Raw genomic sequence first — 26,268 nt, forward strand, 5'->3', positions numbered from 1 at the left:
TTCTAAAAGTGATGGATCTTGACAAAAGAATCCCATGGGCCTAGCGTCGGGAGCGAGGAGGGCGCGACATGACCTCGATCGAACTCGCCGAACCCGGCACCGAACGTCCCCGCCTCCATGCCGTGATCGCCGGCGACGCCGTGGGGCCGATCGACCGGGCCCGCGCCGCCGAGGCGATCGGCGACCTGCTCGCGGCGCTCGGGCGCGACATCCGCTCGCCCCACCTGGCCGACACCCCGCGGCGCGTCGCCGACGCGTTCGCCGAGTTGCTCTCCCCGCGGCCCTTCGAAGCCACGACGTTCCCGAACGACGAGGGGTACGACGAGCTCGTCGTGGTCGCCGGGATCCCGTTCGACTCGCTGTGCGAGCACCACCTGCTGCCGTTCAGCGGCATCGCGCACGTCGGCTACGTCCCCCGCGACCGGCTGCTCGGGCTGTCGAAGTTCGCGCGCGCGGTCGAGCACTTCGCCCGCGACCTGCAGGTGCAGGAGCGGCTCACGCGCCAGGTGGCCGACTGGATCGACGCCGAGCTGCAGCCGCTCGGCGTGGGCGTCGTCCTCGACGCCGAGCACCTGTGCATGTCGCTGCGCGGCGCGCAGGTGCGCGGCACGCGCACGGTGACGAGCTCGTTCGCCGGAGTCGTGCGCGACGACGCGCAGACGCGTCGCGAGTTCCTGGCGCGGTGCGGCCTGCGCGATCCGGCCTGAGATGGGATGAGGTGGGTGCGATGCCGGGCAAGGATGGCTCGATCGTCATCGTCGGCGCCGGGCTCGCGGGAGCGCGAGCGGCCGAGGGCGCACGGAAGGCGGGATACGACGGCCCGCTCGTGATCGTGGGCGCGGAGCGCGTGCCGCCGTACATCCGCCCCCCGCTGTCGAAGGAGTTCCTCGCCGGAACGGGCGAGCGCGACGCGATCGACGTGCACCCGCGCGCCTGGTACGACGACCGCCGCATCGAGCTGCGCCTCGGCCGTCGCGCCGAGCGGCTCGACGCGGGCGCCCACGAGCTCGTGCTCGACGACGGCGAGGTGCTGCGCTACGACCGTGCGCTGCTCGCGACGGGCGCCGCGCCGCGACGCTTCGGCGGCCCGGGCGGCGAGCTCGACGGCGTGCACCTGCTTCGCACGGTCGACGACTCGATCGCCCTCCGTACGGCGCTGGCGCCCGGCGGCCGGCGCGTCGTCATCATCGGCGCCGGATGGATCGGGCTCGAGGTCGCCGCCGCCGCGCGCGGCCACGGGAACGACGTCGTGGTGCTCGGCCTGGAGTCGGTGCCGCTCAACACGGCCATCGGCGACGACGCCGGCGCCGTATTCGCGGCCCTGCACCGCGAGCACGGCGTCGACCTCCGGATGTCGACGGGCGTCGCGGGCATCGTCGGCGACGACGGGCGAGCGACGGGCGTCGAGCTCGAGGGCGGGGAGGTCGTGCCGGCCGAGGTCGTGGTCGTCGGCATCGGCGCCGTCCCGCGGACCGCCCTCGCGGAGGGCGCCGGCCTCGAGGTGGACCGAGGCGTGGTGACGGATGCCGCGTTCCGCACGAGCGATCCCGACGTGTTCGCCGTGGGCGACGTGGCGAACGTGTTCGTCCCGTTCCTCGGATCGCACCTGCGCACCGAGCACTGGGCCAACGCCGACCACGCGGGCAGGGCGGCCGGGCGTTCCCTCGCGGGAACCGCCGTCGAGTACGACGAGATCCCGTACTTCTACACCGACCAGTACGATCTGGGCATGGAGTACTCCGGCTACGCGCCGCTCGCCGCGGGCGTCGCGCCGCTGTTCCGGGGCGATCGCGAGGCGCGCGAGTTCGTCGCCCTCTGGCTGCGCGACGACCGCGTCGTGGCGGGCATGAACGTGAACGTCTGGGATGTCAACGAGACCGTGCAGCGGCTGATCCGCTCGCGCACGATCGTCGATCCCGCGCGCCTGGCCGACCCCGCGGTGCCCCTCGAGGCGCTCGCCGTTCCCGCCGGATGAGCCCCGACCGGTCCGTGATGCGCCGCAGGATCGGCACGCGCGAGTTCGACTTCACCCGTCAGGTCGCGGTCATGGCCATCGTCAACCGCACGCCCGACTCGTTCTACGACCGCGGCACGACCTTCGCGCTCGACGCCGCCGTCGAGGCCGCGCACGCCGCACTCGAGGCCGGCGCCGACTGGATCGACATCGGCGGCGCCAAGTTCGCCCCTGGTCCCGCCATCCCCGTCGACGAGGAGGCCGAACGGGTGGTGCCGGTGGTCGCGGCGCTCGCCCGCAGCGGCGCCGTCATCTCGGTCGACACCTTCCACCCCGAGGTGGCGCGTCGGGCCATCGACGCGGGCGCGAACGTGATCAACGACACCACGGGGCTCCACGACCCCGCGCTGGCCGACGTGGTCGCCGCCAGCGACGCGACGCTCGTCGTCACGCACAGCCTCGCGGCGCCTCGCACCCCGTACCCGGGTCCCCGGTACGGCGACGTGGTCGCCGAGGTGGGCGCGTTCCTGCGCGAGCGCCTCGACCTGGCCCGCGCCCGCGGCGTGCCCGATGAGCGCCTCGTGATCGACCCGGGCCACGACCTCAACAAGAACACGCTCCACTCGCTCGAGCTCACGCGCCGGCTCGACGAGATCGCGGCGATCGGCCTGCCGCTGCTCGTCGCGCTCTCGAACAAGGACTTCATCGGCGAGAGCCTCGATCGCCGCGACCGGCGCGACCGGGTCGCGGGATCGCTCGCCGCGGCCGTGTACTGCATCGGCAAGGGCGCGCGGATCGTGCGGGTGCACAACGTGCGCGAGACGGTCGACGCGGTGCGCATGGTCGAGGCGATCGAGGGATGGCGCGAGCCCGCGTTCCTCGAGCACAACATGCCGTCCGGCGGTGCGCCGTGATCGCGGCGTTCGACCCCGATCGCCTGCACGCGGCCTACGCGGCCGACGTGGTCGATGCCGGCGGGCGGGCCGATGCCGCGTTCTGCCGCGTCAACATGATCTCGAGCCTCGACGGCGCGGCGACGTTGCGGGGGCGCAGCGGCACGCTGGGCGACGACCAGGACCAGCGCCTCATGTCGGTGCTCCGCTCGCACGCCGACGTGGTGCTCGTCGGGTCGGGCACGGTCGCCGCCGAGGGGTACGGGGGTGCGGCCGTGGCCGACGCGGATGCCGCATGGCGGTCGGCGCGCGGGCGCGACCCCCAGCCGCGCTTCGCCGTGGTCTCCTCCAGCCTCGAGCTCGAGCCGCGGCATCCGTTCTTCGCCGAAGCCGTGGCGCGGCCGATCGTGGTCACGAGCGAGTCCGCCTCCCGTGCACGACGCGACGCGCTCGCCGAGGTCGCCGAGCTCGTGGTCGCGGGCGCGCAGCAGGTCGACCTGCGCCGCGCCCTCGGCGAGCTCGCGGCGCGCGGGCTGCGGTCGGTGCTCTCCGAGGGCGGGCCGGGGCTGTTCGGCGCGCTCGCCGAGGCCGACCTGGTCGACGAGGCCTGCGTCACGCTCAGCCCGGTACTCGTGGCCGGCGACGCCTCGCGCATCGCGTCGTCCGCGCACGAGGTGGCGCGCCGGATGCGCCTCGTGCACGCGATCCCCGGCGAGCGGATGCTGTTCCTGCGCTACGCGCGGGCGTGACCGCCGTCGCCGAGGCTAGGCCGCGGCGTCGAGCGCGTGCGCGTCGAGGATCGTGTACGAGTAGCCCTGCTCGGCGAGGAAGCGCTGCCGGTTCTGCGCGAAATCCTGGTCGACGGTGTCGCGCGCGACGAGCGTGTAGAAGTTCGCCGACAGGCCCGACTCCTTCGGCCGTAGCAGCCGGCCGAGGCGCTGCGCCTCCTCCTGCCGTGAGCCGAACGAGCCCGACACCTGGATCGCGACGGTCGCCTCGGGAAGGTCGACCGAGAAGTTCGCGACCTTCGACACCACCAGCACGGGTGTCCGGCCGTCGCGGAACTCCTGGAACAGCCGCTCGCGCTCGTCGACGGGCGTCGCACCGGTCAGCTGCGGTGCGCCGAGCGCCTCGGCGAGCTCGTCGATCTGGTCGAGGTACTGCCCGATGACGAGGATCCGCTCGCCCTGGTGACGCGCCACGAGCTGCCGCACCACGTCGAGCTTGGCGGGCGCGGTCGCGGCGAGCCGGTAGCGCTCGTCGTCGGCGGAGGCCGCGTAGGCGAGCCGCTCGGATTGGGGCAGGTCGATGCGCACCTCGTAGCACGCGGCGGGAGAGATGAAGCCCTGCGCCTCGATCTCCTTCCACGGCGCGTCGAACCGCTTCGGGCCGATGAGCGAGAACACGTCGCCCTCGCGCCCGTCCTCGCGCACGAGCGTGGCGGTCAGTCCCAGGCGCCGGCGCGCCTGCAGCTCGGCCGTGAGCTTGAACACCGGCGCGGGCAGCAGGTGCACCTCGTCGTAGACCACGAGCCCCCAGTCGAGCGCGTCGAGCAGGGCGAGGTGCGCGTACTCGCCCTTCCGCTTCGCGGTGAGGATCTGGTACGTCGCGATCGTGACGGGCTTGATCTCCTTGGTCTGGCCGGAGTACTCGCCGATCTCGGCGGGCGTGAGGCTCGTGCGCTTCAACAGCTCGTCGCGCCACTGCCGCGCCGACACCGTGTTCGTCACGAGGATCAGCGTGGTGGTCTTCGCGGTCGCCATCGCGCCCGCGCCGACGAGCGTCTTGCCGGCGCCGCACGGCAGCACCACGACGCCCGACCCGCCGTCGAAGAAGTTGTCGACGGCCTTCTGCTGGTAGTCGCGCAGGTGCCAGCCGTTCTCCTGCAGCGCGATCTCGTGCGGCGTGCCGGGCGTGTAGCCCGCGAGGTCCTCCGCGGGCCAGCCCAGCTTGACGAGCTCCTGCTTGAGCTGCCCGCGCGCCCACGGCTCGACGAGGAAGCTGGTGTCGTCGAGGCGTTCGGTCAGCAGCGGCGCGATGCGCTTGGCCCCGGCGACCTCGGTGAGCACGGGCATGTCGTCGCTGCGCAGGCGCAGGGCCCCGTCATCGGTGCGGTCGACCACCAGGCGGCCGTAGCGCGCGACGGTCTCGCGCATGTCGACGGCGACCGTCTGCGGCACCGGGAACTTCGCGTACCGCTCGAGCGTGCCGAGCATGTCCTCCGCGGTGTGCCCGGCGGCCCGGGCGTTCCACAGGCCCAGCCGGGTGATGCGGTACGTGTGGATGTGCTCGGGGGCGCGTTCGAGCTCGGCGAAGATCGCGAGGTCGTGCCTCGCATCCTCCGCGAGCGGGTTGGCGACCTCGAGGAGCACGGTGCGATCGCTCTGCACGATCAGGGGGCCGTCTGACATGACCGACCAGCCTACCCCGGGTTGCTCCGAGGTCGCCCCGCGTTCGCTCAGCTGCCGGCGGGGGCCGGCGCGACCGAGGCGATCGCAGAGATCGGCAGCGTGCGCTCGATGTCGGCCTTCCGGTCGCGCGCGCGGAGTCGCCCGTTCGCGACGCTCGCGGGCGCGAGCAGGTAGTCGGCCGTGTCGCCGCCCGGCATGCGCACCGTCACGGTCAGCGTCTCCTTGGCCCGGGCCGCCGCCTCGAGCTGGCGGGCCAGCCACGCCAGCTCGGTCCCGCCGTCGGCGTCGGCGTCGGCGAGCCGGTCGAGCATCGCCTCGAGCGGGTCGACGCGCGGCGTCGCGGCGGGCACGTGCGCGACGTGCTGGCGGCGCAGGCGGATGATGCGACCCTCGCCGTCCTCGGCGGCCACCGGGTAGCGGGCGTCGCTGAGGCCCCAGAACACGACCTCGGGCGGGAACCGGGAGAGGAGCCGATGCGGGCCCGCCTGCCGGAGCCCCAGGGAGGAGAGGCTCTGGTCGACCGCGAGCGTGCCGATGAGCTGCGTGTCGTCGGAGCGTACCGATGATCGGGCGGGCGCGTCCGACGGGTCGGCCGCGCTGACGCGCACCGCGCCGAACCGGGCCGCCGACTCGACGAGCAGGTACTCGAGCGGCTGCGGGATGCCCGTGAGCGAGATCGTCGCGAGGAACGAGCGGATCGACTCCTCGGACTCGCCCGCGGCGAGCGCGCGGTTCACGGATGCCGCGGTGACCCGGTAGCTCGATGCGAGGTCGCGCCCCTCGACCTCGGCGAACCCGCGCAGCCGCGCGTCGAGCGAGGGCTCGAGCGGGCCGGGGGAGACGATCGTCAGGTCGTGCTGCACGTACACGCGCTCGACCTGCTGCGGGAAGTGGCGCGCGAGGCGCTCGGCCGCGCCGCCGATGTCGCCGGCGAGCACGAGCGTCGCGGTGTCGACGGGCTCGCCGCCGACCGCGAGGCCGAGCGCCTCGGCATCCTCGAGGAGCCGGTCGAGGCCGTCGCGGAGCCAGGTGCCACCGCCGGGGTAGTACCAGGCCACGTCGTCGCGGATCGAGCTGGCGGTCATCGCATCGCTGCGGCGCACCACGAGATCGCGCAGCGCGGGCGGGATGCGCTCGCGCCACGCCTCGGCGAGCCGGACCCAGCGGGCCGCGGTGCCCTGGAGCACCCATTCGGCGCCGAGGTCGGACTCGAGCCACACCGGACCCTCGCGCACGACCAGGCCCGCCTCGACGGCGCGGCGCACGAGCCGGGGGAGCGCCGTCAGGTCGACCCCGGTGGCCTCGGCGAGCCGCTTGGCGTCGGGCAGCGCGAGGCCGCCCTTCGCGAGTTCTCGTGCGGGCTGCGCGGCGAACCCGGCGAGCAGCTCGGCGGTCGCCGCGACGGTCGCGTACGCCGTCTCGGCCGCGCGCCGCTGGAGCAGGCCGTGGTCGGCGCGTTCGGCGGCGAGGGCGATCGGCGGGGCCGGAGCGGCGAGCGACTCGGCGTCGGGCAGGTCGTCGCCGAGGCGCGCGGCCAGCCGGGCGTGCACCTCGGTCGGCACGTGCACGCGTTCGCCCTCGTGCACGACGAGGAACCGCGCGTCGAGTCGCCGGATGACGTCGGCCGCGCCGTGTACGAGGTGGTCGGCGGCGCCGAGCCGCGCCAGCTCCGCGGTGACGGCGTCGAGGTCGGTCCATCCGACCTCGTCGATGGTCGCGTCGGCCGCCGCGAGCGTGGCCAGTGCGGGACGCTCGAGCCGGTCGACGGCGTGGTCGACCGCGTCGGGAGTGGTCAGCGCCTCGGCGAGGTCGAACAGGTCGCGGACCGACGCGTGGTCGAACTCACGGTTCGCCAGCGCGGCGGCGAGCGCCTCCCGCGGAAGTGCGCGGAGCCTCGCGGCGAGCACCAGCATGGCCGTCAGGCGGAGCCCTGCCGGGACTCCCGCGCGCGCCGCACGCCGTTCACGATGAGCAGGACGATGAGGAGGACGAAGCCGATCGGCAGGCCGATGAGCGGGAGCACGAGGATGACGGGCCAGACGCCCTGGCTGAAGCCGTCGTCGGCGCCGACGCCCGCGAGCGTGCCGATCATGACGGCGAGGAATGCGAGGATCGAGAGCCCGATCGTGGCCGCCACCATGTAGGCGAGGACGCGCTCGGCGCGATGTTCGGTGACCGGCCCCTGGTTGCTCACTCGTCCAGAATAGCCAGCGCGCGGTCCGGGCGGGTGCCGGACCGTAGACTTGACGGCGACGTCGACCGCGCATCCCGGCGACGCCGACGACAGAGCGGGAGTTCCATCGATGCCCACCGGCAAGGTCAAGTTCTACGACGAGGAGAAGGGCTTCGGCTTCATCAGCAGCGATGACGGCCAGGAGGTCTTCCTCCACGCCTCAGCGCTTCCCGCCGGCACGACCGTGCGCGCGGGCACCCGGCTCGAGTTCGGCGTCGCACAGGGCAAGCGCGGCGCGCAGGCGCTCTCGGTGCGCGTGCTCGATGCGCCGCCCAGCCTGCAGCGGATGCACCGCAAGCCCGCCGACGACATGGCGGTCATCGTCGAGGACCTCGTGAAGGTCCTCGACGGCATCGGCGCCAACCTCAAGCGCGGCCGGTACCCCGACAACGCCCACAGCAGGAAGATCGCGGCGCTGCTGCGCAAGGTGGCGGACGAGCTGGATGCCTGACGTTCCCGAGGCCGTCGAGCCGGCGGAGGCCGTCGAGCCGGCGGAGACCGCCGCGCCCGGTGACGCCGTCGAGCCCGGTGAAGCCGTGGAGCCCCCTGCTCCTGCGCCGGCCGACGAGGTGCTGCTCGGCTCGGTCGCACTGGCCCAGCGAGCGCTGCTCGAGGTCACGCCCCCCGAGACCGTCGGGTCGGTGATCGGGCACGTCGTCGAGGGCGAGCACGCCCTGTCGCTGCATTTCGCATCCGACCTCTCCGGCTATCCCGGATGGCACTGGAGCGTCACGCTCGCCCGGGTCGAGGGCGAGGAGCCGACCGTGCTCGAGACCGAGCTGATGCCCGGCGAACGTGCCCTCCTCGCACCCGAGTGGGTGCCGTGGTCCGAGCGGCTGGCCGACTACCGGGCCGCGCAGGCCGCCGCGGCAGCCGAGGCCCCGGAAGCGGGCGAAGAGGACGAGGGCGAGGACGAGTTCGACGCCGACGGCGACGATGTCGAGGCCGACGACGAGGACGAGTTCGGCGACGAGGATGAGGACGAGTCGGTCGAGGAGTTCGGGTCGGACGGCGACACCGACGACGTCTTCGACGGCATCGACATCGACGCGCTCGACGACGGATCCGACGACGAGGACGACCTCGACCGCGACGACGCCGGCACCGACGACCGCGCTGCGGGGGACGACGAGGAGCAGTAGCCTCGCCGGCTCAGTCCACCGGCTCGCGCCGTCGTCGTCGCCGCAGCTGGACGACGACGAGCCCGACCACCCCCAGCACGACGCCGATCGCGGCCGCGGTCGTGAACCAGGCGAACCCGGCGTCGGCGAGCGGCTCGCGCAGCACGATCGCGACCACGAGCGCGACCAGCCATGCGGCGGTGCCCACGAGCAGCGCCTTGCGCGCATCGGTGCGGGCGGGCGCCGGATCGGGGCGCCGCTCGGACTCCGAGAGCCACAGCCGCATGGCCGTCACCCTATCGGGACTGCTCGAGCACCCAGTCGAGCGACGCGGTCAGCGCGCGGACGTCGTCGGGCTCGATGGCCGTGAACGTCGCGACCCGGAGCTGGTTGCGGCCGAGCTTGCGGTACGGCTCGGTGTCGACGATGCCGTTGGCCCGGAGCGTCTTGGCCAGCGCCGCGGCATCCGTCGACGCCTCGAAATCGATCGTGACGACCACCTGCGAGCGGTGCGCGGGGTCGGCGACGAACGGTGTCGCCACCTCGCGCGCCTCGGCCCAGTCGTAGAGCACCCCGGACGACTCACGCGTTCGCGCGTCGGCCCACGCGAGCCCGCCCGAGGCGTTCATCCACTCGAGCTGGTTCTCGAGCAGCAGGAGCGTCGCGAGCGCGGGCGTGTTCAGGGTCTGGTCGAGGCGCGAGTTGTCGACGGCGTTCTTCAGCGAGAGGAACTCGGGGATGTACCGGCCCGACGCGGCCACGCGCTCGACGCGCTCGATGGCCGCCGGCGACATGATCGCGAACCAGATGCCGCCGTCGGACGCGAAGTTCTTCTGCGGGGCGAAGTAGAGGACGTCGAACTCGGCCGGATCGACCAGCACGCCGCCGGCCGCGCTCGTGGCGTCGATGACGGTGAGCGCGCCGGCGTCGCCGTCGACGCGTCGCACGGGCGCCTGGACGCCCGTCGACGTCTCGTTCTGGGGCCAGCCGTAGACGTCGACGCCCTCGACGGGCTCGGCGTCGGCGCGCGAGCCGGGCTCGGCCGTGCGCACGTCGGGCGCCTGGAGCCACGGTGCGGCCGCCGCCTTGGCGAACTTGGAGCCGAACTCGCCGAACGAGGCCAGCTGCGCGCGTCGCTCGATGAGGCCGAACGCCGCGGCATCCCAGAACGCCGTCGAGCCGCCGTTGCCGAGCACCACCTCGTAGCCCTCGGGGAGGGAGTAGAGATCGGCGATGCCGCGGCGCACCCGGCCGACGAGCTGCTTCACGGGCGCCTGGCGGTGCGACGTGCCGAGCAGGCGCGGACCGACCTCGGCGAGGTGGGCGAGCTGCTCGGGCCGCACCTTCGACGGGCCGCAGCCGAATCGGCCGTCGGCGGGCAGGAGCGACGAGGGGATCACGAGCTCAGGCATGCACCGATCCTACGGCGCGCCCCTTCGCCGTGGCGGCGGATGACGCGGCCGCGCCTCGTCGCGGCGGCGAACCGCCCGCGTCGGCCGGCCGGGTCGGGCTCGGCGGGGGACAGTAGGCTTGACGGTTGGACCCGCCCGACGGCCCGAGGAGGAGTGAGTTGACGGATCTGATCGACACGACCGAGATGTACCTGCGCACGATCCTCGACCTCGAGGAGGAGAACATCGTGCCGCTGCGCGCGCGCATCTCGGAGCGGCTCGGGCACTCCGGCCCGACGGTGTCGCAGACCGTCGCCCGCATGGAACGCGACGGGCTCGTGGTCGTCTCCGGCGACCGCCACCTCGAGCTCACCCCCGCCGGGCGCAGCAAGGCGGTCCACGTCATGCGCAAGCACCGCCTGGCCGAACGCCTCCTCGCCGACGTGATCGGCCTCGACTGGGAGTACGTGCACGACGAGGCCTGCCGCTGGGAGCACGTGATGAGCGAGCAGGTCGAGCGGCGCCTCGTCGAGATCCTCGGCCACCCCACCCACTCGCCGTACGGCAACCCCATCCCGGGCCTCGAGGAGCTCGGCGTCGAGCCCGCCGCGCCCTTCATGCAGGGCGTGCGCAACGTGCTCGTCGCGCTCGCCGACGGGAACGGCGCGGCGAGCGGCGTGATCCGCCGCCTGGCCGAGCCCGCGCAGTTCGATCCCGACCTGCTCGCGCGATTCAAGTCGGCCGGCCTGGTGCCCGGCGCGACGGCCTCGTTCCGTCGCGATGGAGCCGCCGTCGCCGTCGAGGTCGAGGGCCGCGAGGGTGCGCTCGCACTGCCGCCCGATGTCGTCGGCCACCTCTTCATCGGCGACTGATTCCGCCGCCCCGTGATCGAAATGTGACATTCGGGGGAGCGTCGCGTATTCTCGTTCGAGTCCGCCGGCGACAAGCCCGCCGACGGAACTGGGTCGAGACGCCTCCCGCGCTCACCGCTCGGCCCCGATACCCGTGACGCGCCCGAGGGTGCAACCGGTGAGGCGGCGCTACGGCGACGCGGGGCGGAGGACACGTTTTGGCTCGATTCCCCCAACGCCGATCCGGCGCGCGCACCGCCCCCACGCCCACCACCCCCACCGCCCTCGCCCGACGCGACGCCCCCACCGCCCCCGCGGCCACGCGCGCAGCCTCGGCCGAGACGCCCGCACGGCGTCAGCCCGACTCGCTCGGCCGCCGCCTGCGCCGCGGCGGCACCAAGAACGTCATGGTCATGACGGTCGCCGCCGGCCTCGTCGGCACGCTGGCGATCCCGGCCTACGCGTTCGCGCCCGGCACCGACGGCATCCAGTTCGGCGCCACCGCCCAGACCGAGCTCACCAAGGCGCAGGCGCAGGATGTCGACGTCGCCGAGGACGTGATCGCCGCGCCGCTCTCGCAGGACGCGTACGCGGCGACCAGCGGCGAGGAGATCCGGGCCGCCGAGGAGGCCGCCCGTGCCGCCGCCGAGGCCGAGGCCGCCCGCGAGGCCGCGGCCGCCGCGATGACCTCGTACGCCGCGTCGGCCGCCCAGTACTCCGCGCCTGCCGCGGTCTACGGCTCGGCCAACCCCGCGAGCGTGTTCTCCGTCGCCCAGCAGTACCTCGGCGTCCCCTACGTGTACGGCGGCGCGACGCCGGCCGGCTTCGACTGCTCGGGCCTCGTCATGTACGTGTACGCGCAGTTCGGCATCAGCCTGCCGCACTCGTCGGCCGCGCAGGCCGCCGCGGGCACCCGCATCTCCGTCGACCAGGCCGTTCCGGGCGACCTCGTCGTGATGCCGGGGCACATCGGCTTCTACGCCGGCAACGGCCAGATCCTGCACGCGCCGTACGAGGGCACGGTCGTCCGCGTGCAGCCCATCTGGACGAGCGACTACTACATCGTGCGTATCTGACGTGTGAACAGCGCATGAAGCGTGACAGGAATGGCGCGCCGGGAGGTCCCGGTGCGCCATTCCTGTCGTAGCCTTGGAACCTGACGATCCGAATACCGGGTAGGGGAAGTCCGATGGTCGGTCCGCGCAGCAGCACCCATTCCACGGGTGCGCGCGCGCTCTACGACCAGCGGCGCAGCAGTCAGCCGAGTCGCGACTGCGCCGGGATGCCGACGGGCACTGTCTTCACGACGGTGCCCGTTTCGCGTCTCCGGGGGCATGCCGCCCGCCCCGCGGCATCCGTGTCGTCGATCCCTTCACGCGGCTGGAAGCCATCCAGCACCGATCGAAAGGCACCCCATGCGCACCCTCGTGCTGAACGCCGGATATGAACCCCTCGCCGTCGTCTCGTTCAAGCGAGCCATCCTCCTCGTCATGAACGAGAAGGCCACAGTGATCCTCCACGACGAGGACAATCCGGTGCACGGCACGAGCGGCGAGTGGGTGCGTCCCAGCGTCATCCTGCTCACGCGGTACGTCCGGACGCCCCGGGTGCACCACGTGCCCGTGAGCCGCCGGGGCGTGCTGCGCCGAGACGAGCACCGCTGCGCCTACTGCGGCAAGTCGGCCGCGACGATCGACCACGTGCTGCCCCGCTCCCGCGGCGGGCGCGACACCTGGGAGAACCTCGTCGCGTGCTGCCTGCGCTGCAACAACGCCAAGGGCGATCACACGCCGGCCGAGATGGGCTGGGCGCTCCGGATAACGCCGCGCATGCCGCACGGCCGGGGGTGGGTCGTCCGCGGATTCGAGCGCCCGCTGCCCCAGTGGAGCGACTTCCTGGAGCGAGCCGCCTGAGGCGCGACGCGCCGTCTCCCGGCCGATGACAGGGCTCCCGGCCGTGCCCTAGGGTGGTACGAGCCCGGGAGCGCCCCCGCTGCTCCACGATCGCAACCTGCGTCTCGGTTCCCCAGGCCGCGCGCAGGCCCCGGAGGTTCACATCCTTGTACGGTGACGACACGCACGGCCGCCCCCCGAGCCTGCGACCGCGACGCCCCGCCGAGCCGCCACACGAGGTCGATCGCGGCCCGAGCGCTGCCCGCCGGTCGATGGCGCCGCCGCCGGATGCCGCGTGGCCGGCGCCGCAGCGCCGCGACGTCCGGGCGTCGGCCGAGCGCCGACCCGGCGCATCGCCCCGTCGTCCGCCGTACGACCGCCACCCGGATCCGATGGCGCGGCCGGTCTACGACCGGCCCGTCGAGCGGCGCGGGCCCGACGGCCGCGCGCCATCCCGCCGCCGCTACGGCCCGCTGCGCGCCGCCGCCGCGCTCCTGCTCGTGCCCGCCCTCGTCGGCACGCTGGCGCTGCCCGCCTACGCGTTCCTCCCCGGCGGGCACGTCCCGGGCGTCCAGACCAAGTTCAGCCTCTCGGTCGCCGAGGCGCAGGGCCTCTCGGTCTCCGAGCTCGCGAGCGGCGCGGCCGTCTCGGCCGACAGCTTCTCGGTCACGACCAAGGCCGAGATCGATGCCGCGGCCGCCAGCGCGGCCGAGGCCGAGCGCGAGGCGCGAGCGGCCGAGCTCGCCTCACGCGGCACGGGCGAGTTCGCCCGGGTGACGCAGCAGGCCGAGGGCGACGACTACCCGTGGTGGTACGAGACCCCCGATGACTACGGCGGCGGGCTCTCGCCGCTGCGGTACTACTACCGGGAGTGCGTCGACTTCGTCGCCTGGCGGCTCAACCGCGATGCGGGCGTCACGGGTGCGCCGTGGAAGTGGGACTGGGGCAACCTCGCCTCGGGCAGCGCGTGGAAGTGGGCCGACTCGTGGCGGGCCAAGGGCTGGCCGACCAGCAGCGAGCCGGTCGTCGGCGCGGTGGCGTGGTTCACCTACAACCACGTGGCGTACGTGCAGTCGGTCAACGGCGACGGCACGGTCACGATCGAGGAGTACAACTGGAACTCCGACCACTCGTACCACGTACGTACCATCCCCGTCGGCGACGCCCTCTACCTCTATCCGCCCGTCTGACGCGGGCGCGGTCGACCCCGACTTGTCGACGACATGGCGAAAACCGACGTCGAACCTGTCCGGATCGGCGAATGTCAGGGTGCGACGCGATGGGATAGCGTGACGGACACCCCACCGAGAAAGCAGGTGCCGCGATGACGCAGCCATCCGACGAGGGACGCCACGAGGAACCCGCGTTCGTCGACGAGCTCGCGCCCGCGACCTCCGCCATCGTCGTCCTCGGGTACAACTGACGCCGGCGGGCTGTTCCGGCCCGTCCCTCGGTCCCGCCCTCAGTGGGCGGATGTCGGCTCGAGCAGCCGTCCACGCGGAGCGTCGTCCGTCACCGGCTCGCCGCGCACCAGCGTGAGCCGGGTGCGCCCGGCGAGCACGCGTCGGTCGTACGCCGAGATCGGGTTGCGGTGCCGAAGGGCGCGCGCGTCGACGACGAACTCCTCGTCGGGCGCGAACACCGTGAGGTTCGCGTCGGCGCCCGCCTCGATCCGGCCGGCCTCGGTGAGCCCCGCCACCGACGCAGGACCGGTCGTGAACAGCGGAACCAGTCGCTCGAGCGGCACGCCGCGCATCCGCGCCTCGGTCCAGGCGGCCGCGAAGCCGACCTGCAGGCCGGCGATGCCGCCCCACGCGAGGCCGAAGTCGCCATCGCCGGACCGCTTCAGATCGACGGTGCTCGGCGAGTGGTCGCTCACGACGGCGTCGATCGTGCCGTCGAGCACGCCCTCCCAGAGCCGGTCGCGATTCGCCGCCTCCCGGATGGGCGGGCAGCACTTGAACTCGGCCGCCCCGTCGGGGATCTCCTCGGCGGCGATCACGAGGTAGTGCGGGCAGGTCTCCACGGTGAGGGGGAGCCCCTCGTGCTTCGCCGCGCGGATGGTGGGCAGCGCGGCCGCGTCGCTGAGGTGGAGGATGTGCGCGCGTGCGCCGGTGCTCCGCACCCCCTCGATCACGGACGCGATCGCGGACTCCTCGCTCGCGGCGGGCCTCGACGCGAGGAACGGCCCGTAGCGGCGCCCCAGGGCCCCGGCGTGCCCGAGCAGGGCGGGATCCTCGGCGTGCACGATGAGCCGGGAGCCGAGCGAGGCCACCTCGGCGAGCGCGCGCAGCAGGCCGTCGTGGTCGAGATGCCCGAACTCGTCGACGCCCGAGGGGGAGAGGAAGCACTTGAAGCCGAAGACGCCGGCGGCGTGGAGGGGCGCGAGGTCGCCGAGGTTCTCGGGGACTGCTCCTCCCCAGAATCCGACGTCGACGTGGGCGGACCGCGCCGCCAGCGTTCGCTTGAGCTCGAGCGCCGCCGGCGTGGTGGTCGGCGGGATGGAGTTGAGCGGCATGTCGACGATGGTCGTCACGCCGCCTGCCGCGGCGGCGAGGGTGGCCGAACGGAATCCCTCCCATTCGGTGCGTCCCGGCTCGTTGACGTGCACGTGGGAATCGACGAGGCCGGGGAGCAGCACCGCATCGGCACCGACCCGCAACTCGGCGGCGCCGGGCACCTCGGCGTCGACGGAGAGCACCGCGGCGATGCGTCCGTCGGCGACCGCGACGGCGGCCGGTCGCATCGCATCGCCGACGACCGCCCGCTCGGCCCGGATCACGAGATCGGCTCGGCCGGCGGGAACGGGGTCCGGAGTCCGCGAGGGGAGTGCCATCCCGCCAGCATCCCAGCCCGTGGTTCCGCCCGCATCACGCCGGGACGGTGCGTCGCGTGCAGGACGCCGTTCCCCCGGCGGCGGCCCGCTAGACTCGTCCGGTCAGCCTCTGTAGCTCAATGGAAGAGCAGCTCCGTCCTAAGGAGAGGGTTGGGGGTTCGAGTCCCTCCAGGGGCACACTCGAGCGGGCACCGCTTCAGCGGGCGGTGTTTCAGGCGCTGAAGCGGATCAACCTCATGCGGCGCGAGGTCTCCCGCACGGCGTCCTCGAACGTCTCGTAGCGGTAGGTCACGCCGGGGCGGGGCCGCATCCACATCATCTCGAAGCCGTCGGCCACCTCGTGGATGTAGCCCACGATGTGCCGGCTGTCGCCGCTCTCGCAGCGCGTGTCGCACACGCGCCAGGTGGTGTCGCTGAGGGGTACCACGTCGATGAGCGTGTGCACCGTCGAGCCCTGCGTCGTCATCGTCGCCCTCCTTCGCGCGTCGGGACCCGTCTGCCGACCGGTCCCTTCCTTTCTACCCTCCGTCGAAGGCGCGGCGCAGAGGCTTGACATCCCGACATCCGATGTTCAACCGAGGCCGTCGCGCAAGCCCCTGTCCGTTCGCTCGCGCATGCGGATACGCTGTGGCTGAGTCGCTCGCAGCCCGGAGGTGCCCGTGGGAAAGCTCACCTACGACTCGACGCTCGGCGTCGACTTCGACGATCGCGTCCTGGCGCACCTCCAGCTCGTGATCGGTGCGAAGCTGCGGCGCGGCGAGTCCTTCTACTTCAGCTGGCGCGACGACCCGTCGATCGGCGACGGCCGGAGCACGTTGTGGATGCATCCGCGCATCCCGCTCGTCTTCAAGTACGCTGGCGGGCGGCAGCCGGCGATCAACCGCGCCTGGGTCGACGCGCTCATGTCGACCGCGAACTCCCCGGGAGGCCTCGTCCTGGTGCCCGAGCCCGAACCGAAGGCCGAGGGCGAGCACAACCGGGAGCACGACTGATGAAGCGCGTGAACATCCTCTACGACGGCGCGGAGTACTCGGTCGGCCTCGCCGACGTCGACGCGATCAAGGAGGCGATCGAGGAGGCGCATGCCGCCGGCTCGGCGCGCTGGGTGCGGGTGAACTTTGGCGAGGGCCGTCCGCAACCGGCCGACCTCCTGATGGGTCCCGGAATCCCGGTCAGCATCATCCCGATCCCGTCCGATGACGAGGTCGACGGCGCGCCCGCCCTCCCCTCGGGCTCCGAGGGCGACGGACTCGGCTGAGGGTCAGCGGACCGGCGGCCACTCCAGTTCGTCGGTATCGGCGTCGTCGATCTCGTCCTCGACGGCGGTCTCCTGCACCAGCGGGCGGAGCATCGAAAGCGCGGTAGTCGCCGAGCGGAGGCGCGTCACGAGCTCCTCGTCGGTCAGCTCGTCGAACTCCGACTCCACCGACTCGGTGACCAGCTGGCTCGCCGGCCCGATGAGCAGGTGCGCGCGCGAGACGCCGCCCGTCGTCGTGCGAACGGGGATGTCGACGGATGCCGCGGTACCGCGGCCCGCGAGCGCGGCGGCGTACTCGACGATCGCGTCGGCGATGTCGTTGCCGGTGAGCAGGTCGCCTCCGGCGTAGAGGATGCGCTGCATGATGCAGGTCTACCGGGCCTACCGGATCGGCTCAACCTCTTGCGCCGGACGGCCCGCTCGTGGTCTCATGCGGCGACGCGGCCGCGATGCGCGCGACGCGTGCGTCGGCCCACCGGCCGCTGAGCGGCCCGACGACGATCAGGGCGAGCCACACGAGCCGCGCGGCATCCGCCCCGACCAGGTAGGCGACCGGAATGGACGCGAGGAAGACCGCGGGAGTGGTCAGCGTGTCGAGGAGCCGGACGACGACGGCGCGCGCCGGGAGCGGATCGGCCACGACGTCGTCGCGGCGGGCGACGAGCGCCACCGCCGACTGCGCGAGGACCGCGAGGCTGATGTTGATCGAGTACACGGCGATCGCGAGGGGCTCGTCGGCGGTCTCGACGTCGCTGATGCCCTGCGTCGAGAATGGGATGAGCACCACGAACGCGAGCGCGACGAGGTTGGCGGTGAGCACGCCCGAGCTGACGCCGACGAGTCCGGCGACGATGCGATGGTTGACGCGCCAGAACACGGCGATCACCGCGAAGCTGATCGCGAAGCCGAGCAGCTGCCATCCGAGCCCGCTCGCCAGCAGGGTGGCCGGGTCGGCCCAGGCGCTCGCCTCGGGCGGGTCGATGTTGACGACCAGGAGGGTCAGCGCGAACGCGTAGACGCCGTCGAAGAGGGCGAACGCCCTGGCGAACTCGACCGTGTCGCGCTCGAAGCGCGCGCTCGGTCGCGCGCTGCGGGAATCAGGTTCGGCGGCCACCCCTTCATCGTCACGAGAGCGCGCCGAACCGCTCCGGAGGCGCGCCGACGGCGGCCGCCCGCACGAGGGCCGGCGTGCCTCAGGACCAGTCGACCGCGTGCACCCAGCCGGCGATGTACGCGCGTTCGTTGGGCCCCAGTCGCACGCCCGACCGCGGGACGGGCCGGCCCTCGAGGTCGCAGAGCTCGTAGATGCGCCGGACGACGGCGGCGCGCAGGGGCGCCGTCGGATGCTCGAGGATCTCGATCTGCAGGGGGCCCTCGAGCATCGGCCACCAGATGCCGATCGAGGGCAACGGGCCGTCGGAGGCCGCAGCCTCCTGGTCGGGTTCGTCGAGGAGCGAAGTCATTGCGCCCGCTCCTCGGTGATGCGGCCGGATGCCTCGTCGCGCACCGCGACGCGCTCATCGGGGTCGGCATCCTCCTCGGCCCGCGCCTTGCGCTCGGCCTCGTCGACGGCGGCGTCCATCTCCCGATCCGTTGCAGGATCCTTGCTCTGCGGGTCGGACATCGTCATCCCCCATCCGTTCGGGTCGCGCACTCGCACGGCGTCGTGCAGGGCGACGATCTCCACGATACGAGCGCGGCCTCCGAAGGGGCAGGGCTTGACCCCTCGGGGGGCGGATGCTACTCCCGGCCGGGGATCGATCCACCCGGGTCTCCCGGGGTGTCGGAGGTCGGGAGCATGATGGACGGATGGACCTGCCGGTGATGCCGCCCGTCTCCCCGATGCTCGCGAAATCGGTCAAGGAGATCCCCGACGTCGGCCACGTCGAGCCCAAGTGGGACGGCTTCCGCACGATCGTCTTCCGCGACGGCGACGAGGTCGAACTCGGGAGCCGGAACGAACGTCCCATGACCCGCTACTTCCCCGAGCTGGTCGAGTCGCTTCGGGCGAACCTCCCCGAGCGGTGCGTCGTCGACGGCGAGATCATCCTGGTGCGAGGCGGCCGGCTCGACTTCGACGCGCTGCAGCAGCGCATCCATCCCGCCGCGAGCCGGGTCCGGCTCCTCGCCGAGCAGACTCCCGCGTCGTTCGTCGCGTTCGACCTGCTCGCGCTGGGCGACGACGACCTCACGGGCCGGCCGTTCGCCGAGCGGCGGGCGATGCTCGAGCGAGCGCTCGCGGCGGCATCCGACCCCGTCTTCGTCACGCCCGCCACGGGCGACCCGGCCGTGGCGCGCGAGTGGTTCGAGCGCTTCGAGGGCGCGGGCCTCGACGGCGTGGTCGCCAAGCCGCTCGACGGCACCTACCAGCCCGACAAGCGCACCATGTTCAAGATCAAGCACGAGCGCACCGCCGACTGCGTGATCGCGGGCTATCGATGGCACAAGACCGGCGGCGTCGTGGGCTCGCTGCTCCTCGGCCTCTACGGCGACGACGGGCGGCTGCAGCACGTGGGGGTCGCGGCGTCCTTCCCCATGGCGCGCCGCCGGGAGCTCGTCGACGAGCTGGCGCCGTACGTCGTCACCGACCTGTCGCAGCACCCGTGGGGCGAGTGGGCCGATCAGGCGGCGCATCTCGGCGGGCGCATGCCGGGTGCCGTGAGCCGCTGGAGCGCCGGGAAGGACCTCTCGTTCGTGCCGCTGCGACCCGAGCTCGTCGTCGAGGTGGCGTACGACCACATGGAGGGCGACCGGTTCCGGCACACCGCGCAGTTCCGCCGGTGGCGGCCCGACCGCACGCCCGAGAGCTGCACATACGAGCAGCTCGAGGCGCCCGAGGGCCTCGACCTCGGCGAGATCCTGCCGGTCTCGCGCTGACCGGGGGCACCATCGGCCGGTCCGGTCGACGATCGTCAGAGCACGGTGCGCAGCCCCGCCGAGTTGGCCGTGTGGTGCTCGAACACCAGGTTGGTCTCGGTGAGGGCCACGGCGGGGTTCGCCGACAGGTTCTTCAGCACGAACTGGCGCACGTGCTCGCTGTCGCGGACGCGGACGTGGATGAGGAAGTCCTCACTGCCGCCCAGGAAGAACAGCTGCGCCACTTCGGGCTCGCCGCGCAGCTCGTCGGAGATCTGCTCCATGAGGTGCCGGGCGCCGGGCCGGATGCGCACGGAGACCAGCGCCTGCAGCGTGTAGCCGAGGGCGGCCGGATTGATCTCGGCGGTGTAGCGCGTGATGACGCCGCGCTCGCGGAGCGAGCGCACCCGGGCGAGGCAGGTCGACGGCGAGACGCCCACCTCGCGTGCGAGGTCGACGTTCGGGATGCGGGCGTTCTCGTGGAGGCGCGCGATGATCTGCCGGTCGATGTCGTCGAGCGTCACGCGGGCGGGTTCGCTGAACTGCGGCAGATCGGTCACGGCGGGGATTCCCTTCGAACATTCGAGACGGATGTCACGATTTTACCGAACAGAATGCGGCGTGTCTTCCCAACAGGCGAACGACGGGCGACCATTGAGGAACACATCCACACAGCATTCGGAGAACCCCATGCGCATCGGCGTCCCCGCTGAGGTCAAGAACAACGAATTCCGCGTCGCGATGACGCCCGCGGGAGCGCACGCGCTCGCGCAGCGCGGCCACCGCGTCGACATCCAGGCCGGTGCCGGCGAAGGCGCCGGCTACCACGACGACGAGTACCGCGCCGCCGGCGCGAACATCGTCGCGACCGCCGACGAGGCGTGGGCGGCCGAGCTCGTGCTCAAGGTCAAGGAGCCCATCGAGCAGGAGTACGGCTACCTGCGCGACGACCTCACGCTCTTCACCTACCTGCACCTCGCGGCCGACCTGCCGCTCACGCGCGCCATCCTCGACTCCGGCGTCACCGCCATCGCCTACGAGACCGTGCAGCTTCCCGACCGCTCGTTGCCGCTGCTCACGCCGATGAGCGAGGTCGCCGGTCGGCTCGCGCCGCAGGTCGGCGCGGCCGAGCTGCACGCGTCCAAGGGCGGGCGCGGGGTGCTGCTCGGCGGCGTGCCCGGCACCGCACCGGCCAAGGTGCTCGTCATCGGCGGCGGCGTCGCCGGCGAGCAGGCCGCGGCCACGGCGCTCGGCCTCGGCGCCGACGTGACCGTCATGGACATCTCGCTGCCCAAGCTCCGCGAGCTCGACGCCCGCTACGACCACCGCATCAAGACCCTCGCCGCCTCACCGTACGAGACCGCGCGGCAGGTGCGCGACGCCGACCTCGTGATCGGCGCCGTCCTCGTGCCGGGAGCCGCCGCGCCCAAGGTCGTCACCGACGAGATGGTCGCGACCATGAAGCGCGGCGCCGTGCTCGTCGACATCGCGATCGACCAGGGCGGCTGCTTCGAGGGCTCCCGCCCGACCACGCACGCCGAGCCCACGTTCCGCGTGCACGACGCGATCTTCTACTGCGTCGCCAACATGCCGGGCGCGGTGCCCGCGACGTCGACGCCCGCACTGACGAACGCGACGCTCCCGTACGTGCTCAAGGTCGCCGACCTCGGGTGGCAGGCCGCGCTCGCCGAGGACGCCGCGCTGGCCAAGGGCCTGAACGCCACCGGCGGGAAGCTCACCAACGAGGGCGTCGCCAAGGCGCACGGGCTGGAGCACGCGACGCTCGGCTGAGCAGGCCGACCACGGAACTCCCGCGCCGATCGGCGCCCACGGAGCACGCGACGGCGCCGACCGGTGATCCACCGGTCGGCGCCGTCGTGCGTCCTCGAGCCTAGGAGAGCGAGAGGAAGAGCTTCTCGAGCTCGTCGAAGTCGAGCTTGTCGCCCTCGCCGGCGCCCTCCGGGTCGGTCGCGCAGTCGCGCATCGCGGTCGAGATGACGGCGAAGCCGGCGCGATCGAGGGCGCTCGAGACGGCCGCCAGCTGCGTGACGACGGTGCGGCAGTCGGCGCCCGACTCGACGGCGTCGATGACGGCGTTGAGCTGGCCGCGGGCGCGCTTCAGCCGATTGGCGATGCGGCGCTGCGCGTCGGACCTGGTCTCGGCGACCGCGCTCATGCGAGACCCCCGATCGTGACGGGCAGGCCGGCGCGGTGCCACTCGGCGATGCCCCCGTCGATGTTGACGGCGTCGACGCCCTGCGCCTCCAGGTACTGCGTGGCACGGGCACTGCGGCCGCCGACCGCGCACATCACGTAGACCGTGCGGTCGCGGGGCACCTCGTCGAGCCGCTCGACGAGCGCGGCGAGTGGGATGTGGTGCGTGCCGTCGACGTGCGCCTGGGCGCGTTCCTCGTCCTCGCGGACGTCGAGGATGAAGGCGCCCGTCGCGGCGTGCGCCTCCGTGGGGGTGGTGGACTTCATGGGTGCTCCTCGTGGGGATGTATACCCCCATGGTATCAATACGGCCCGGGTATGCGAATCCACGCGCGCCCGGCGATGTCCCGGGAGAACCGGCCCGCGCACCGTATGGTGTCGGTGTGCAACGGCTCGATCGCGATGACGACGAGGACGACCTCCTCGATGACGAGCCCGAGACCCGTGCCCCCGCGCCATCCGGGTCGACGGGCACCCGACGCGACCCGGCGACGCCGCACGCCGTCACGGTCGGGGATCCGAACGTGGTCGCCTCCAACGTGGCCGAGCCGAGCTGGCGCCGCTGGCACGCCGAGCTGCGCGAGCTCGGCGGACGCTCGCCGCTCGTGCACTTCGAGGACACGCCGCGGACGCGTATCGAGCTCTCCACGACGCACCCAGGGGGCCTGCCGCAGTTCATCACCGGCAAGTCCACGCTCCTGTCGAGCCTGATCCGCGACGAGCTCGCGCTCCGCAACGCCCGGCTTGCAGCCGCCGAGATCACCCAGAAGGGCATCGAGCTGCGCTCCGTCCGCGGCATCGAGGCCGTCCACCTCGCGATCGGCCTCGCGTCGTGGCAGCACGGCGGCGAGGAGTTCCTCGCGCCCGTGCTGCTGCGCCCGCTCGCCATCCGCCGCTACGGCCGCGACTTCGAGCTCAAGCTGAAGGGCCAGCCCTACCTCAACCCCGCCCTCGCGCGCGAGCTGCACGAGCAGTTCCAGATCACGCTCGACGCCGAGGCGTTCGTCGCGCTCGCGATCACCAACGGCGCGTTCAAGCCGCAGCCCGTGATCGACCGGCTCCGCGGGCTCACCTCGCACCTCTCGCACTTCCACGTGGCGCCGCGACTCGTGGTCTCCTCGTTCGCCGAGGTGGGGTCGGCGATGGGGGCGGATGCCGCGCGGCTGGAGCACCCCGTGATCGATGCGATCGCCGGCAACCCCAGCGCCCGCGCGACGCTCGCCCGGCCCTTGGACCCGCCGCGGATCGTCCCGCAGGACGAGCGTCCGCCCTCGACCGATCGACTCCTGCTCGACGCCGACTCCGAGCAGGAGCAGGTCGTCGCGCGCATCGAGCAGGGCGCCTCGCTCGTCGTGAAGACGCTGCCGGGAACGGGCGGGACGCAGACCATCGTGAACGCGATCGGCGCGCTCGTCGCGAACGAGCGCCGCGTGCTCGTCGTCGGTGCGCGACGTTCGAGCCTCGACGGCATCGCCCACCGGCTCGGCCAGGTCGGCCTCGGCGGGCTCGCGGTCACGACCGCGCGGCTCCGGCGCGACCTCGTGCAGTCGATCAACCGGAACGAGAAGGCCGAGCAGCCGCGCATCGCCGACGTCGACGACGCGCTCGTACGCCTGCGGAAGGTGCTGCTCGACTACCGGCACGCGCTCACCCGCCGCGACCCCGAGCTGCAGGCGTCCGTGCTCGACGCGCTCACCGCGCTCGCGGGCCTCGCCTCGATCGCCGCGCCGCCCGACACGACCGCACGGCTCGACCGGGGTTCATTGGTCGCACTCGCGACCGGCCGCGACGCCGTCGCCGCCGACCTCGTCCGCGCGGCGACGCTCGGCGAGTTCCGGTACGGTCCCGGCGACTCCGCGTGGTACGGCGCCGCATTCGAGACCTCCGAGGAGGCCACCGCGGCGCACGAGCTCGCCAAGCGCCTCAACGGGGTCGAGGTGCCGCGACTGCTCGAGCGGGCGCGGGCCCTCATCGCGCAGACCCGGCTCCGCCAGTTCGAGTCGATCGCCGAGCTCGGCGTGTTCCTGCGCCTGCTGCACGACGTCCGCGACACGCTCGACAAGTTCCTCCCCGCCGTGTACGACCGTCCTCTCGGCGAGCTCATCGCGGCCACCGCACCGCGCCGCGAGACGGGCATGTCCGCCGCGAACCGACGCCGGCTCAAGCGCCTCGCGCTCGAGTACGTGCGGCCGGGCGTGCACGTCGGCGACCTCAACTCGGCCCTCCGCGGCATCCAGCAGCAGCGCACGCTGTGGCACCGGTACTCCGACGCGGGTGCCGTGCCCGGCGTGCCCGTCGGCCTCGACGACGTGCACGTCGCCTACCACACGGTGTCCGCCGACCTGCAGGCCCTCGACGTGCCGCTCGGCCTCGAAGGATCGCCGAGGCGGCTCGCGGCGCGGCCGCTGCGCGACCTCGAGGTCATGCTCGAGGGGCTCGCCGCCGACTCCGAGGTGCTGCACAACCTCCAGGAGCGCACCGCGCTGCTGCAGAAGCTCCGCGACCTCGGGCTCGATCCGCTGCTCGTCGACCTGGCCAGGCGTCACGTTCCGGAGCAGCAGGTCGCCGCCGAACTCGAGCTCGCCTGGTGGCAGTCGGTGCTCGAGACCATGCTCGCGGGCGATCCCGCACTGCTCGGCGCGAACACGACCGTCCTCGACCGGCTCGAGGCCGACTTCCGGCTCGTCGACGACGCGCACGCGTCGGCGGCCGGCCCGCTGCTGGCCTGGCGGCTCGCCGAGGCGTGGCGCGTCGCGCTGGTCGACCACCCCGATGAGGCCGAGCGGCTCCGGCGGATGCTGCGCGGCGATCGGGTGCGCCCGGAGCGGCTGCACCGCGAGGCGCCGCACCTGTTCCGCACGCTCGCGCCGGTCTGGCTCGCCTCGCCGTACGAGGTGCCCGCGATCGACGACGCGATCCCGTTCGACGCGGTGATCCTCGTCGACGCCGGCGCCACGACCATCGCCGAGAACCTCGGGGCGATCCGCCGCGCGTCGCAGGTGGTGGCCTTCGGCGACCCCGTCACGCAGACGCCGACGCGGTTCGAGACCGCCATCCGCCCGGAGCCCGACGAGCGCCCCGAGCCCGACCATGCCGTCGACGCGCTGCACGCCGACTCGGCGCTCGCCCGCCTGGCCGACCTGCTGCCGACCATGACCCTCACGCGCAGCTACCGCGCGGGCGGCGAGGACCTCGCCGAGCTCGTCAACCGCCGGTTCTACGGCGGGCGCATCGTCTCGATGCCCTGGGCGGGCAGCTTCCTCGGCCACGGGAGCCTCGGGTTGCACTACGTCCGCGGCAACGGGCTGCCCGACCCGGTCACCGGGACGGTCGAGAGCCTGGACGCCGAGGTCGCCAGGGTCGTCGAACTCGTCATGGAGCATGCGGTCAAGCGCCCGCGCGAGTCGCTCATGGTCATCACGGCGAGCGCCCGTCACGCCGCCCGCGTGCACCAGTCGGTGCTCGCGGCGTTCGCCAAGCGCACCGACCTCTCCGACTTCATCCTGCGCGACCGCGCCGAGCCCTTCACGGTGCTCACGCTCGAGCAGGCGGTGGCGCAGAGCCGCGACCGCGTCATCTTCTCGATCGGCTTCGGTCGAACGCCGCACGGCAGGCTGCTGTCGAACTTCGGCTCGCTGGGCGAGCCGGGCGGCGAGCGGCTGCTCGCGGTCGCGATGACCCGTGCGCGCCGCTCGATGGACATCGTCTCGGCGTTCCGGCCCGACGACATCGACGAGGACCGGCAGCGGCACGGCGTGATCGCGCTCGCGAACGTCCTGGCCGAGACCGAGCAGCAGCAGTCCGCCCCGCGCACGCCCGGCGTCGGCGACCCGATGCTCGTCGACCTCGCCCGACGGCTCGACCGCCGCGGCATCCGCACGAGTGTGGGACACCGCGGCACGCTCTCGCTCGCTGCGGCGCACGCGGGACGGGCGGTCGTCGTCGAGACCGATCCGGCGCTCGCGGGCCAGAGCCTGCGGGAGTCGCTGCGGCTGCGTCCCGACGTGCTGCGGCGACTCGGATGGCACTACCTTCGCGTGCACAGTTTCGAGCTGTTCGGCGACCCGGAGTCCGTCGCCGAGCGCGTCGCCGCGGTGCTCGGCAAGTCAGAGCCGACCGCGGAGCCCGCGGCGGGATGACCGAGCACGGCGAGCCCCGTCAGCGCGTCGAGCGGACGCGCGGCGGCCGGCGCGCCCGGCTCACGCCGGCGCCCGGCACCGATCCGGAGCCCGAGACGGCCGTGCCGGGGGCGCACGACGACGACGAGCAGCCGGCCCGGCGGCCCGGCCGCCCGGACGACGACCGCATCGCGCGCGAGCGCCCGCCGCACTGGTGAGACGACGGAGCGTCCGCCTCGC

Annotated in this window: 30 protein-coding genes and 1 tRNA gene; 17 read left to right on the forward strand and 14 right to left on the reverse strand. The window is 73.1% G+C overall.

Annotated features, from left to right (window positions below):
- The first annotated feature begins 68 nt into the window (after positions 1-68).
- Genes folE through ACZ4TW_RS14610 form a run of 4 tightly spaced genes read left to right on the forward strand, consistent with a single transcriptional unit; the run spans position 69 to position 3,596 of the window.
- The gene (gene folE, locus ACZ4TW_RS14595) at positions 69-707 is read left to right on the forward strand and encodes a GTP cyclohydrolase I (protein ID WP_465543596.1); all 639 of its coding nucleotides are present in this window, start codon (positions 69-71) and stop codon (positions 705-707) included.
- Positions 708-727: 20 nt separating this feature from the next.
- Positions 728-1,975 carry an NAD(P)/FAD-dependent oxidoreductase gene (locus tag ACZ4TW_RS14600; protein WP_465543598.1) on the forward strand — a complete coding sequence of 416 codons (1,248 nt, stop codon included), beginning with the start codon at positions 728-730 and terminating at the stop codon, positions 1,973-1,975.
- A gap of 17 nt (positions 1,976-1,992) precedes the next feature.
- The gene (gene folP / locus ACZ4TW_RS14605; RefSeq protein ID WP_465543600.1) at positions 1,993-2,868 is read left to right on the forward strand and encodes a dihydropteroate synthase; all 876 of its coding nucleotides are present in this window, start codon (positions 1,993-1,995) and stop codon (positions 2,866-2,868) included.
- On the forward strand, positions 2,865-3,596 hold the full coding sequence (locus ACZ4TW_RS14610) for a pyrimidine reductase family protein (RefSeq protein WP_465543602.1): 732 nt from the start codon (positions 2,865-2,867) through the stop codon (positions 3,594-3,596). Before folP ends, ACZ4TW_RS14610 begins: the two co-directional genes overlap by 4 nt.
- A 15-nt stretch (positions 3,597-3,611) precedes the next feature.
- Here the strand turns inward: ACZ4TW_RS14610 and ACZ4TW_RS14615 are convergent, their stop codons facing one another.
- The 3 genes from ACZ4TW_RS14615 to ACZ4TW_RS14625 are packed head-to-tail and all read right to left on the reverse strand — an operon-like array spanning position 3,612 to position 7,452.
- Positions 3,612-5,258, reverse strand: a complete 1,647-nt coding sequence (locus ACZ4TW_RS14615) for a DNA repair helicase XPB (RefSeq protein ID WP_465543604.1) — start codon at positions 5,256-5,258, stop codon at positions 3,612-3,614.
- 47 nt (positions 5,259-5,305) lie between these two features.
- Entirely contained in the window at positions 5,306-7,171 is a 1,866-nt protein-coding gene (locus ACZ4TW_RS14620; protein WP_465543606.1) for a helicase-associated domain-containing protein, read from the reverse strand.
- Between the two features lie 5 nt (positions 7,172-7,176).
- A complete protein-coding gene (locus tag ACZ4TW_RS14625; RefSeq protein WP_465543608.1) occupies positions 7,177-7,452 on the reverse strand; it encodes a hypothetical protein in 276 nt (91 codons plus the stop codon).
- A gap of 109 nt (positions 7,453-7,561) precedes the next feature.
- Between ACZ4TW_RS14625 and ACZ4TW_RS14630 the strand changes: the two genes are divergently transcribed.
- Both ACZ4TW_RS14630 and ACZ4TW_RS14635 read left to right on the forward strand, forming a co-directional pair.
- The gene (locus ACZ4TW_RS14630) at positions 7,562-7,942 is read left to right on the forward strand and encodes a cold-shock protein (RefSeq protein ID WP_465543610.1); all 381 of its coding nucleotides are present in this window, start codon (positions 7,562-7,564) and stop codon (positions 7,940-7,942) included.
- Positions 7,935-8,633 carry a DUF3027 domain-containing protein gene (locus ACZ4TW_RS14635; protein ID WP_465543612.1) on the forward strand — a complete coding sequence of 233 codons (699 nt, stop codon included), beginning with the start codon at positions 7,935-7,937 and terminating at the stop codon, positions 8,631-8,633. Before ACZ4TW_RS14630 ends, ACZ4TW_RS14635 begins: the two co-directional genes overlap by 8 nt.
- Positions 8,634-8,643: 10 nt before the next feature.
- Here ACZ4TW_RS14635 and ACZ4TW_RS14640 read toward each other — a convergent pair whose 3' ends face one another.
- Both ACZ4TW_RS14640 and serC read right to left on the reverse strand, forming a co-directional pair.
- Complete coding sequence (locus ACZ4TW_RS14640) at positions 8,644-8,898, reverse strand: DUF2530 domain-containing protein (RefSeq protein ID WP_465543614.1); 255 nt, start codon at positions 8,896-8,898, stop codon at positions 8,644-8,646.
- 10 nt (positions 8,899-8,908) lie between these two features.
- Positions 8,909-10,024 (reverse strand): phosphoserine transaminase, encoded by a 1,116-nt coding sequence (gene serC, locus ACZ4TW_RS14645; protein WP_465543616.1) that lies wholly within the window; start codon positions 10,022-10,024, stop codon positions 8,909-8,911.
- A gap of 158 nt (positions 10,025-10,182) precedes the next feature.
- On the opposite strand from serC, the gene ACZ4TW_RS14650 reads away from it, so the two are divergent.
- The 4 genes from ACZ4TW_RS14650 (at position 10,183) to ACZ4TW_RS14665 (ending at position 13,936) form a co-directional block, all read left to right on the forward strand.
- Positions 10,183-10,875: a metal-dependent transcriptional regulator gene (locus tag ACZ4TW_RS14650; RefSeq protein WP_465543618.1), complete on the forward strand. Its 693-nt coding sequence runs from the start codon at positions 10,183-10,185 to the stop codon at positions 10,873-10,875.
- A gap of 197 nt (positions 10,876-11,072) precedes the next feature.
- A complete protein-coding gene (locus ACZ4TW_RS14655) occupies positions 11,073-11,930 on the forward strand; it encodes a C40 family peptidase (protein ID WP_465543620.1) in 858 nt (285 codons plus the stop codon).
- A 339-nt stretch (positions 11,931-12,269) separates the two neighbouring features.
- Positions 12,270-12,767 (forward strand): HNH endonuclease, encoded by a 498-nt coding sequence (locus ACZ4TW_RS14660; protein ID WP_465543622.1) that lies wholly within the window; start codon positions 12,270-12,272, stop codon positions 12,765-12,767.
- A 371-nt stretch (positions 12,768-13,138) separates the two neighbouring features.
- Positions 13,139-13,936, forward strand: a complete 798-nt coding sequence (locus tag ACZ4TW_RS14665; protein ID WP_465543624.1) for a CHAP domain-containing protein — start codon at positions 13,139-13,141, stop codon at positions 13,934-13,936.
- A gap of 272 nt (positions 13,937-14,208) precedes the next feature.
- Here the strand turns inward: ACZ4TW_RS14665 and allB are convergent, their stop codons facing one another.
- Complete coding sequence (gene allB, locus ACZ4TW_RS14670; protein WP_465543626.1) at positions 14,209-15,582, reverse strand: allantoinase AllB; 1,374 nt, start codon at positions 15,580-15,582, stop codon at positions 14,209-14,211.
- A gap of 105 nt (positions 15,583-15,687) precedes the next feature.
- On the opposite strand from allB, the gene ACZ4TW_RS14675 reads away from it, so the two are divergent.
- Positions 15,688-15,759, forward strand: a tRNA-Arg gene (locus tag ACZ4TW_RS14675).
- A 34-nt stretch (positions 15,760-15,793) separates the two neighbouring features.
- Here ACZ4TW_RS14675 and ACZ4TW_RS14680 read toward each other — a convergent pair.
- On the reverse strand, positions 15,794-16,048 hold the full coding sequence (locus ACZ4TW_RS14680; protein ID WP_465543628.1) for a hypothetical protein: 255 nt from the start codon (positions 16,046-16,048) through the stop codon (positions 15,794-15,796).
- Positions 16,049-16,241: 193 nt separating this feature from the next.
- Here ACZ4TW_RS14680 and ACZ4TW_RS14685 point away from each other — a divergent pair, with 193 nt between their 5' ends.
- Both ACZ4TW_RS14685 and ACZ4TW_RS14690 read left to right on the forward strand, forming a co-directional pair.
- Positions 16,242-16,574 (forward strand): DUF7882 family protein, encoded by a 333-nt coding sequence (locus tag ACZ4TW_RS14685; protein ID WP_465543630.1) that lies wholly within the window; start codon positions 16,242-16,244, stop codon positions 16,572-16,574.
- Entirely contained in the window at positions 16,574-16,840 is a 267-nt protein-coding gene (locus ACZ4TW_RS14690) for a hypothetical protein (protein ID WP_465543632.1), read from the forward strand. Before ACZ4TW_RS14685 ends, ACZ4TW_RS14690 begins: the two co-directional genes overlap by 1 nt.
- Before the next feature lie 3 nt (positions 16,841-16,843).
- Here ACZ4TW_RS14690 and ACZ4TW_RS14695 read toward each other — a convergent pair whose 3' ends face one another.
- The 4 genes from ACZ4TW_RS14695 to ACZ4TW_RS14710 form a co-directional block, all read right to left on the reverse strand.
- The gene (locus tag ACZ4TW_RS14695) at positions 16,844-17,203 is read right to left on the reverse strand and encodes a hypothetical protein (protein WP_465543634.1); all 360 of its coding nucleotides are present in this window, start codon (positions 17,201-17,203) and stop codon (positions 16,844-16,846) included.
- 31 nt (positions 17,204-17,234) lie between these two features.
- Positions 17,235-17,954 carry a TMEM175 family protein gene (locus ACZ4TW_RS14700; protein WP_465543636.1) on the reverse strand — a complete coding sequence of 240 codons (720 nt, stop codon included), beginning with the start codon at positions 17,952-17,954 and terminating at the stop codon, positions 17,235-17,237.
- 79 nt (positions 17,955-18,033) lie between these two features.
- The gene (locus ACZ4TW_RS14705) at positions 18,034-18,303 is read right to left on the reverse strand and encodes a hypothetical protein (protein WP_465543638.1); all 270 of its coding nucleotides are present in this window, start codon (positions 18,301-18,303) and stop codon (positions 18,034-18,036) included.
- The gene (locus ACZ4TW_RS14710; RefSeq protein WP_465543640.1) at positions 18,300-18,527 is read right to left on the reverse strand and encodes a hypothetical protein; all 228 of its coding nucleotides are present in this window, start codon (positions 18,525-18,527) and stop codon (positions 18,300-18,302) included. Before ACZ4TW_RS14710 ends, ACZ4TW_RS14705 begins: the two co-directional genes overlap by 4 nt.
- A gap of 122 nt (positions 18,528-18,649) precedes the next feature.
- On the opposite strand from ACZ4TW_RS14710, the gene ACZ4TW_RS14715 reads away from it, so the two are divergent.
- Positions 18,650-19,717, forward strand: a complete 1,068-nt coding sequence (locus tag ACZ4TW_RS14715; protein WP_465543642.1) for an ATP-dependent DNA ligase — start codon at positions 18,650-18,652, stop codon at positions 19,715-19,717.
- A 35-nt stretch (positions 19,718-19,752) separates the two neighbouring features.
- Here ACZ4TW_RS14715 and ACZ4TW_RS14720 read toward each other — a convergent pair whose 3' ends face one another.
- Positions 19,753-20,256: an Lrp/AsnC family transcriptional regulator gene (locus ACZ4TW_RS14720; protein WP_465543644.1), complete on the reverse strand. Its 504-nt coding sequence runs from the start codon at positions 20,254-20,256 to the stop codon at positions 19,753-19,755.
- 130 nt (positions 20,257-20,386) lie between these two features.
- Here ACZ4TW_RS14720 and ald point away from each other — a divergent pair, with 130 nt between their 5' ends.
- The gene (gene ald / locus ACZ4TW_RS14725; RefSeq protein ID WP_465543646.1) at positions 20,387-21,487 is read left to right on the forward strand and encodes an alanine dehydrogenase; all 1,101 of its coding nucleotides are present in this window, start codon (positions 20,387-20,389) and stop codon (positions 21,485-21,487) included.
- A gap of 100 nt (positions 21,488-21,587) precedes the next feature.
- On the opposite strand, the gene ACZ4TW_RS14730 is transcribed toward ald, so the two are convergent.
- Both ACZ4TW_RS14730 and ACZ4TW_RS14735 read right to left on the reverse strand, forming a co-directional pair.
- Positions 21,588-21,872 (reverse strand): metal-sensitive transcriptional regulator, encoded by a 285-nt coding sequence (locus tag ACZ4TW_RS14730; protein ID WP_465543648.1) that lies wholly within the window; start codon positions 21,870-21,872, stop codon positions 21,588-21,590.
- Positions 21,869-22,177 carry a rhodanese-like domain-containing protein gene (locus tag ACZ4TW_RS14735; protein ID WP_465543650.1) on the reverse strand — a complete coding sequence of 103 codons (309 nt, stop codon included), beginning with the start codon at positions 22,175-22,177 and terminating at the stop codon, positions 21,869-21,871. The genes ACZ4TW_RS14730 and ACZ4TW_RS14735 overlap by 4 nt, the downstream gene beginning before the upstream one ends.
- A gap of 116 nt (positions 22,178-22,293) precedes the next feature.
- On the opposite strand from ACZ4TW_RS14735, the gene ACZ4TW_RS14740 reads away from it, so the two are divergent.
- Together ACZ4TW_RS14740 and ACZ4TW_RS14745 are read left to right on the forward strand one after the other, a co-directional pair.
- Positions 22,294-26,049: an AAA family ATPase gene (locus tag ACZ4TW_RS14740; protein WP_465543652.1), complete on the forward strand. Its 3,756-nt coding sequence runs from the start codon at positions 22,294-22,296 to the stop codon at positions 26,047-26,049.
- The gene (locus ACZ4TW_RS14745; RefSeq protein WP_465543654.1) at positions 26,046-26,246 is read left to right on the forward strand and encodes a hypothetical protein; all 201 of its coding nucleotides are present in this window, start codon (positions 26,046-26,048) and stop codon (positions 26,244-26,246) included. Before ACZ4TW_RS14740 ends, ACZ4TW_RS14745 begins: the two co-directional genes overlap by 4 nt.
- Positions 26,247-26,268: the final 22 nt, after the last annotated feature.

The organism is Agromyces sp. NPDC029043 (genome assembly GCF_055564615.1).

Coding starts and splice junctions, on each gene's coding strand:
- folE (WP_465543596.1), top strand. CDS start 69: ATGACCTCGATCGAACTCGCCGAACCCGGCACCGAACGTCCCCGCCTC.
- ACZ4TW_RS14600 (WP_465543598.1), top strand. CDS start 728: ATGCCGGGCAAGGATGGCTCGATCGTCATCGTCGGCGCCGGGCTCGCG.
- folP (WP_465543600.1), top strand. CDS start 1,993: ATGCGCCGCAGGATCGGCACGCGCGAGTTCGACTTCACCCGTCAGGTC.
- ACZ4TW_RS14615 (WP_465543604.1), bottom strand. CDS start 5,258: ATGTCAGACGGCCCCCTGATCGTGCAGAGCGATCGCACCGTGCTCCTC.
- ACZ4TW_RS14620 (WP_465543606.1), bottom strand. CDS start 7,171: ATGCTGGTGCTCGCCGCGAGGCTCCGCGCACTTCCGCGGGAGGCGCTC.
- ACZ4TW_RS14630 (WP_465543610.1), top strand. CDS start 7,562: ATGCCCACCGGCAAGGTCAAGTTCTACGACGAGGAGAAGGGCTTCGGC.
- ACZ4TW_RS14635 (WP_465543612.1), top strand. CDS start 7,935: ATGCCTGACGTTCCCGAGGCCGTCGAGCCGGCGGAGGCCGTCGAGCCG.
- ACZ4TW_RS14640 (WP_465543614.1), bottom strand. CDS start 8,898: ATGCGGCTGTGGCTCTCGGAGTCCGAGCGGCGCCCCGATCCGGCGCCC.
- serC (WP_465543616.1), bottom strand. CDS start 10,024: ATGCCTGAGCTCGTGATCCCCTCGTCGCTCCTGCCCGCCGACGGCCGA.
- ACZ4TW_RS14660 (WP_465543622.1), top strand. CDS start 12,270: ATGCGCACCCTCGTGCTGAACGCCGGATATGAACCCCTCGCCGTCGTC.
- ACZ4TW_RS14665 (WP_465543624.1), top strand. CDS start 13,139: ATGGCGCGGCCGGTCTACGACCGGCCCGTCGAGCGGCGCGGGCCCGAC.
- allB (WP_465543626.1), bottom strand. CDS start 15,582: ATGGCACTCCCCTCGCGGACTCCGGACCCCGTTCCCGCCGGCCGAGCC.
- ACZ4TW_RS14680 (WP_465543628.1), bottom strand. CDS start 16,048: ATGACGACGCAGGGCTCGACGGTGCACACGCTCATCGACGTGGTACCC.
- ACZ4TW_RS14690 (WP_465543632.1), top strand. CDS start 16,574: ATGAAGCGCGTGAACATCCTCTACGACGGCGCGGAGTACTCGGTCGGC.
- ACZ4TW_RS14695 (WP_465543634.1), bottom strand. CDS start 17,203: ATGCAGCGCATCCTCTACGCCGGAGGCGACCTGCTCACCGGCAACGAC.
- ACZ4TW_RS14705 (WP_465543638.1), bottom strand. CDS start 18,303: ATGACTTCGCTCCTCGACGAACCCGACCAGGAGGCTGCGGCCTCCGAC.
- ACZ4TW_RS14715 (WP_465543642.1), top strand. CDS start 18,650: ATGGACCTGCCGGTGATGCCGCCCGTCTCCCCGATGCTCGCGAAATCG.
- ald (WP_465543646.1), top strand. CDS start 20,387: ATGCGCATCGGCGTCCCCGCTGAGGTCAAGAACAACGAATTCCGCGTC.
- ACZ4TW_RS14730 (WP_465543648.1), bottom strand. CDS start 21,872: ATGAGCGCGGTCGCCGAGACCAGGTCCGACGCGCAGCGCCGCATCGCC.
- ACZ4TW_RS14735 (WP_465543650.1), bottom strand. CDS start 22,177: ATGAAGTCCACCACCCCCACGGAGGCGCACGCCGCGACGGGCGCCTTC.
- ACZ4TW_RS14745 (WP_465543654.1), top strand. CDS start 26,046: ATGACCGAGCACGGCGAGCCCCGTCAGCGCGTCGAGCGGACGCGCGGC.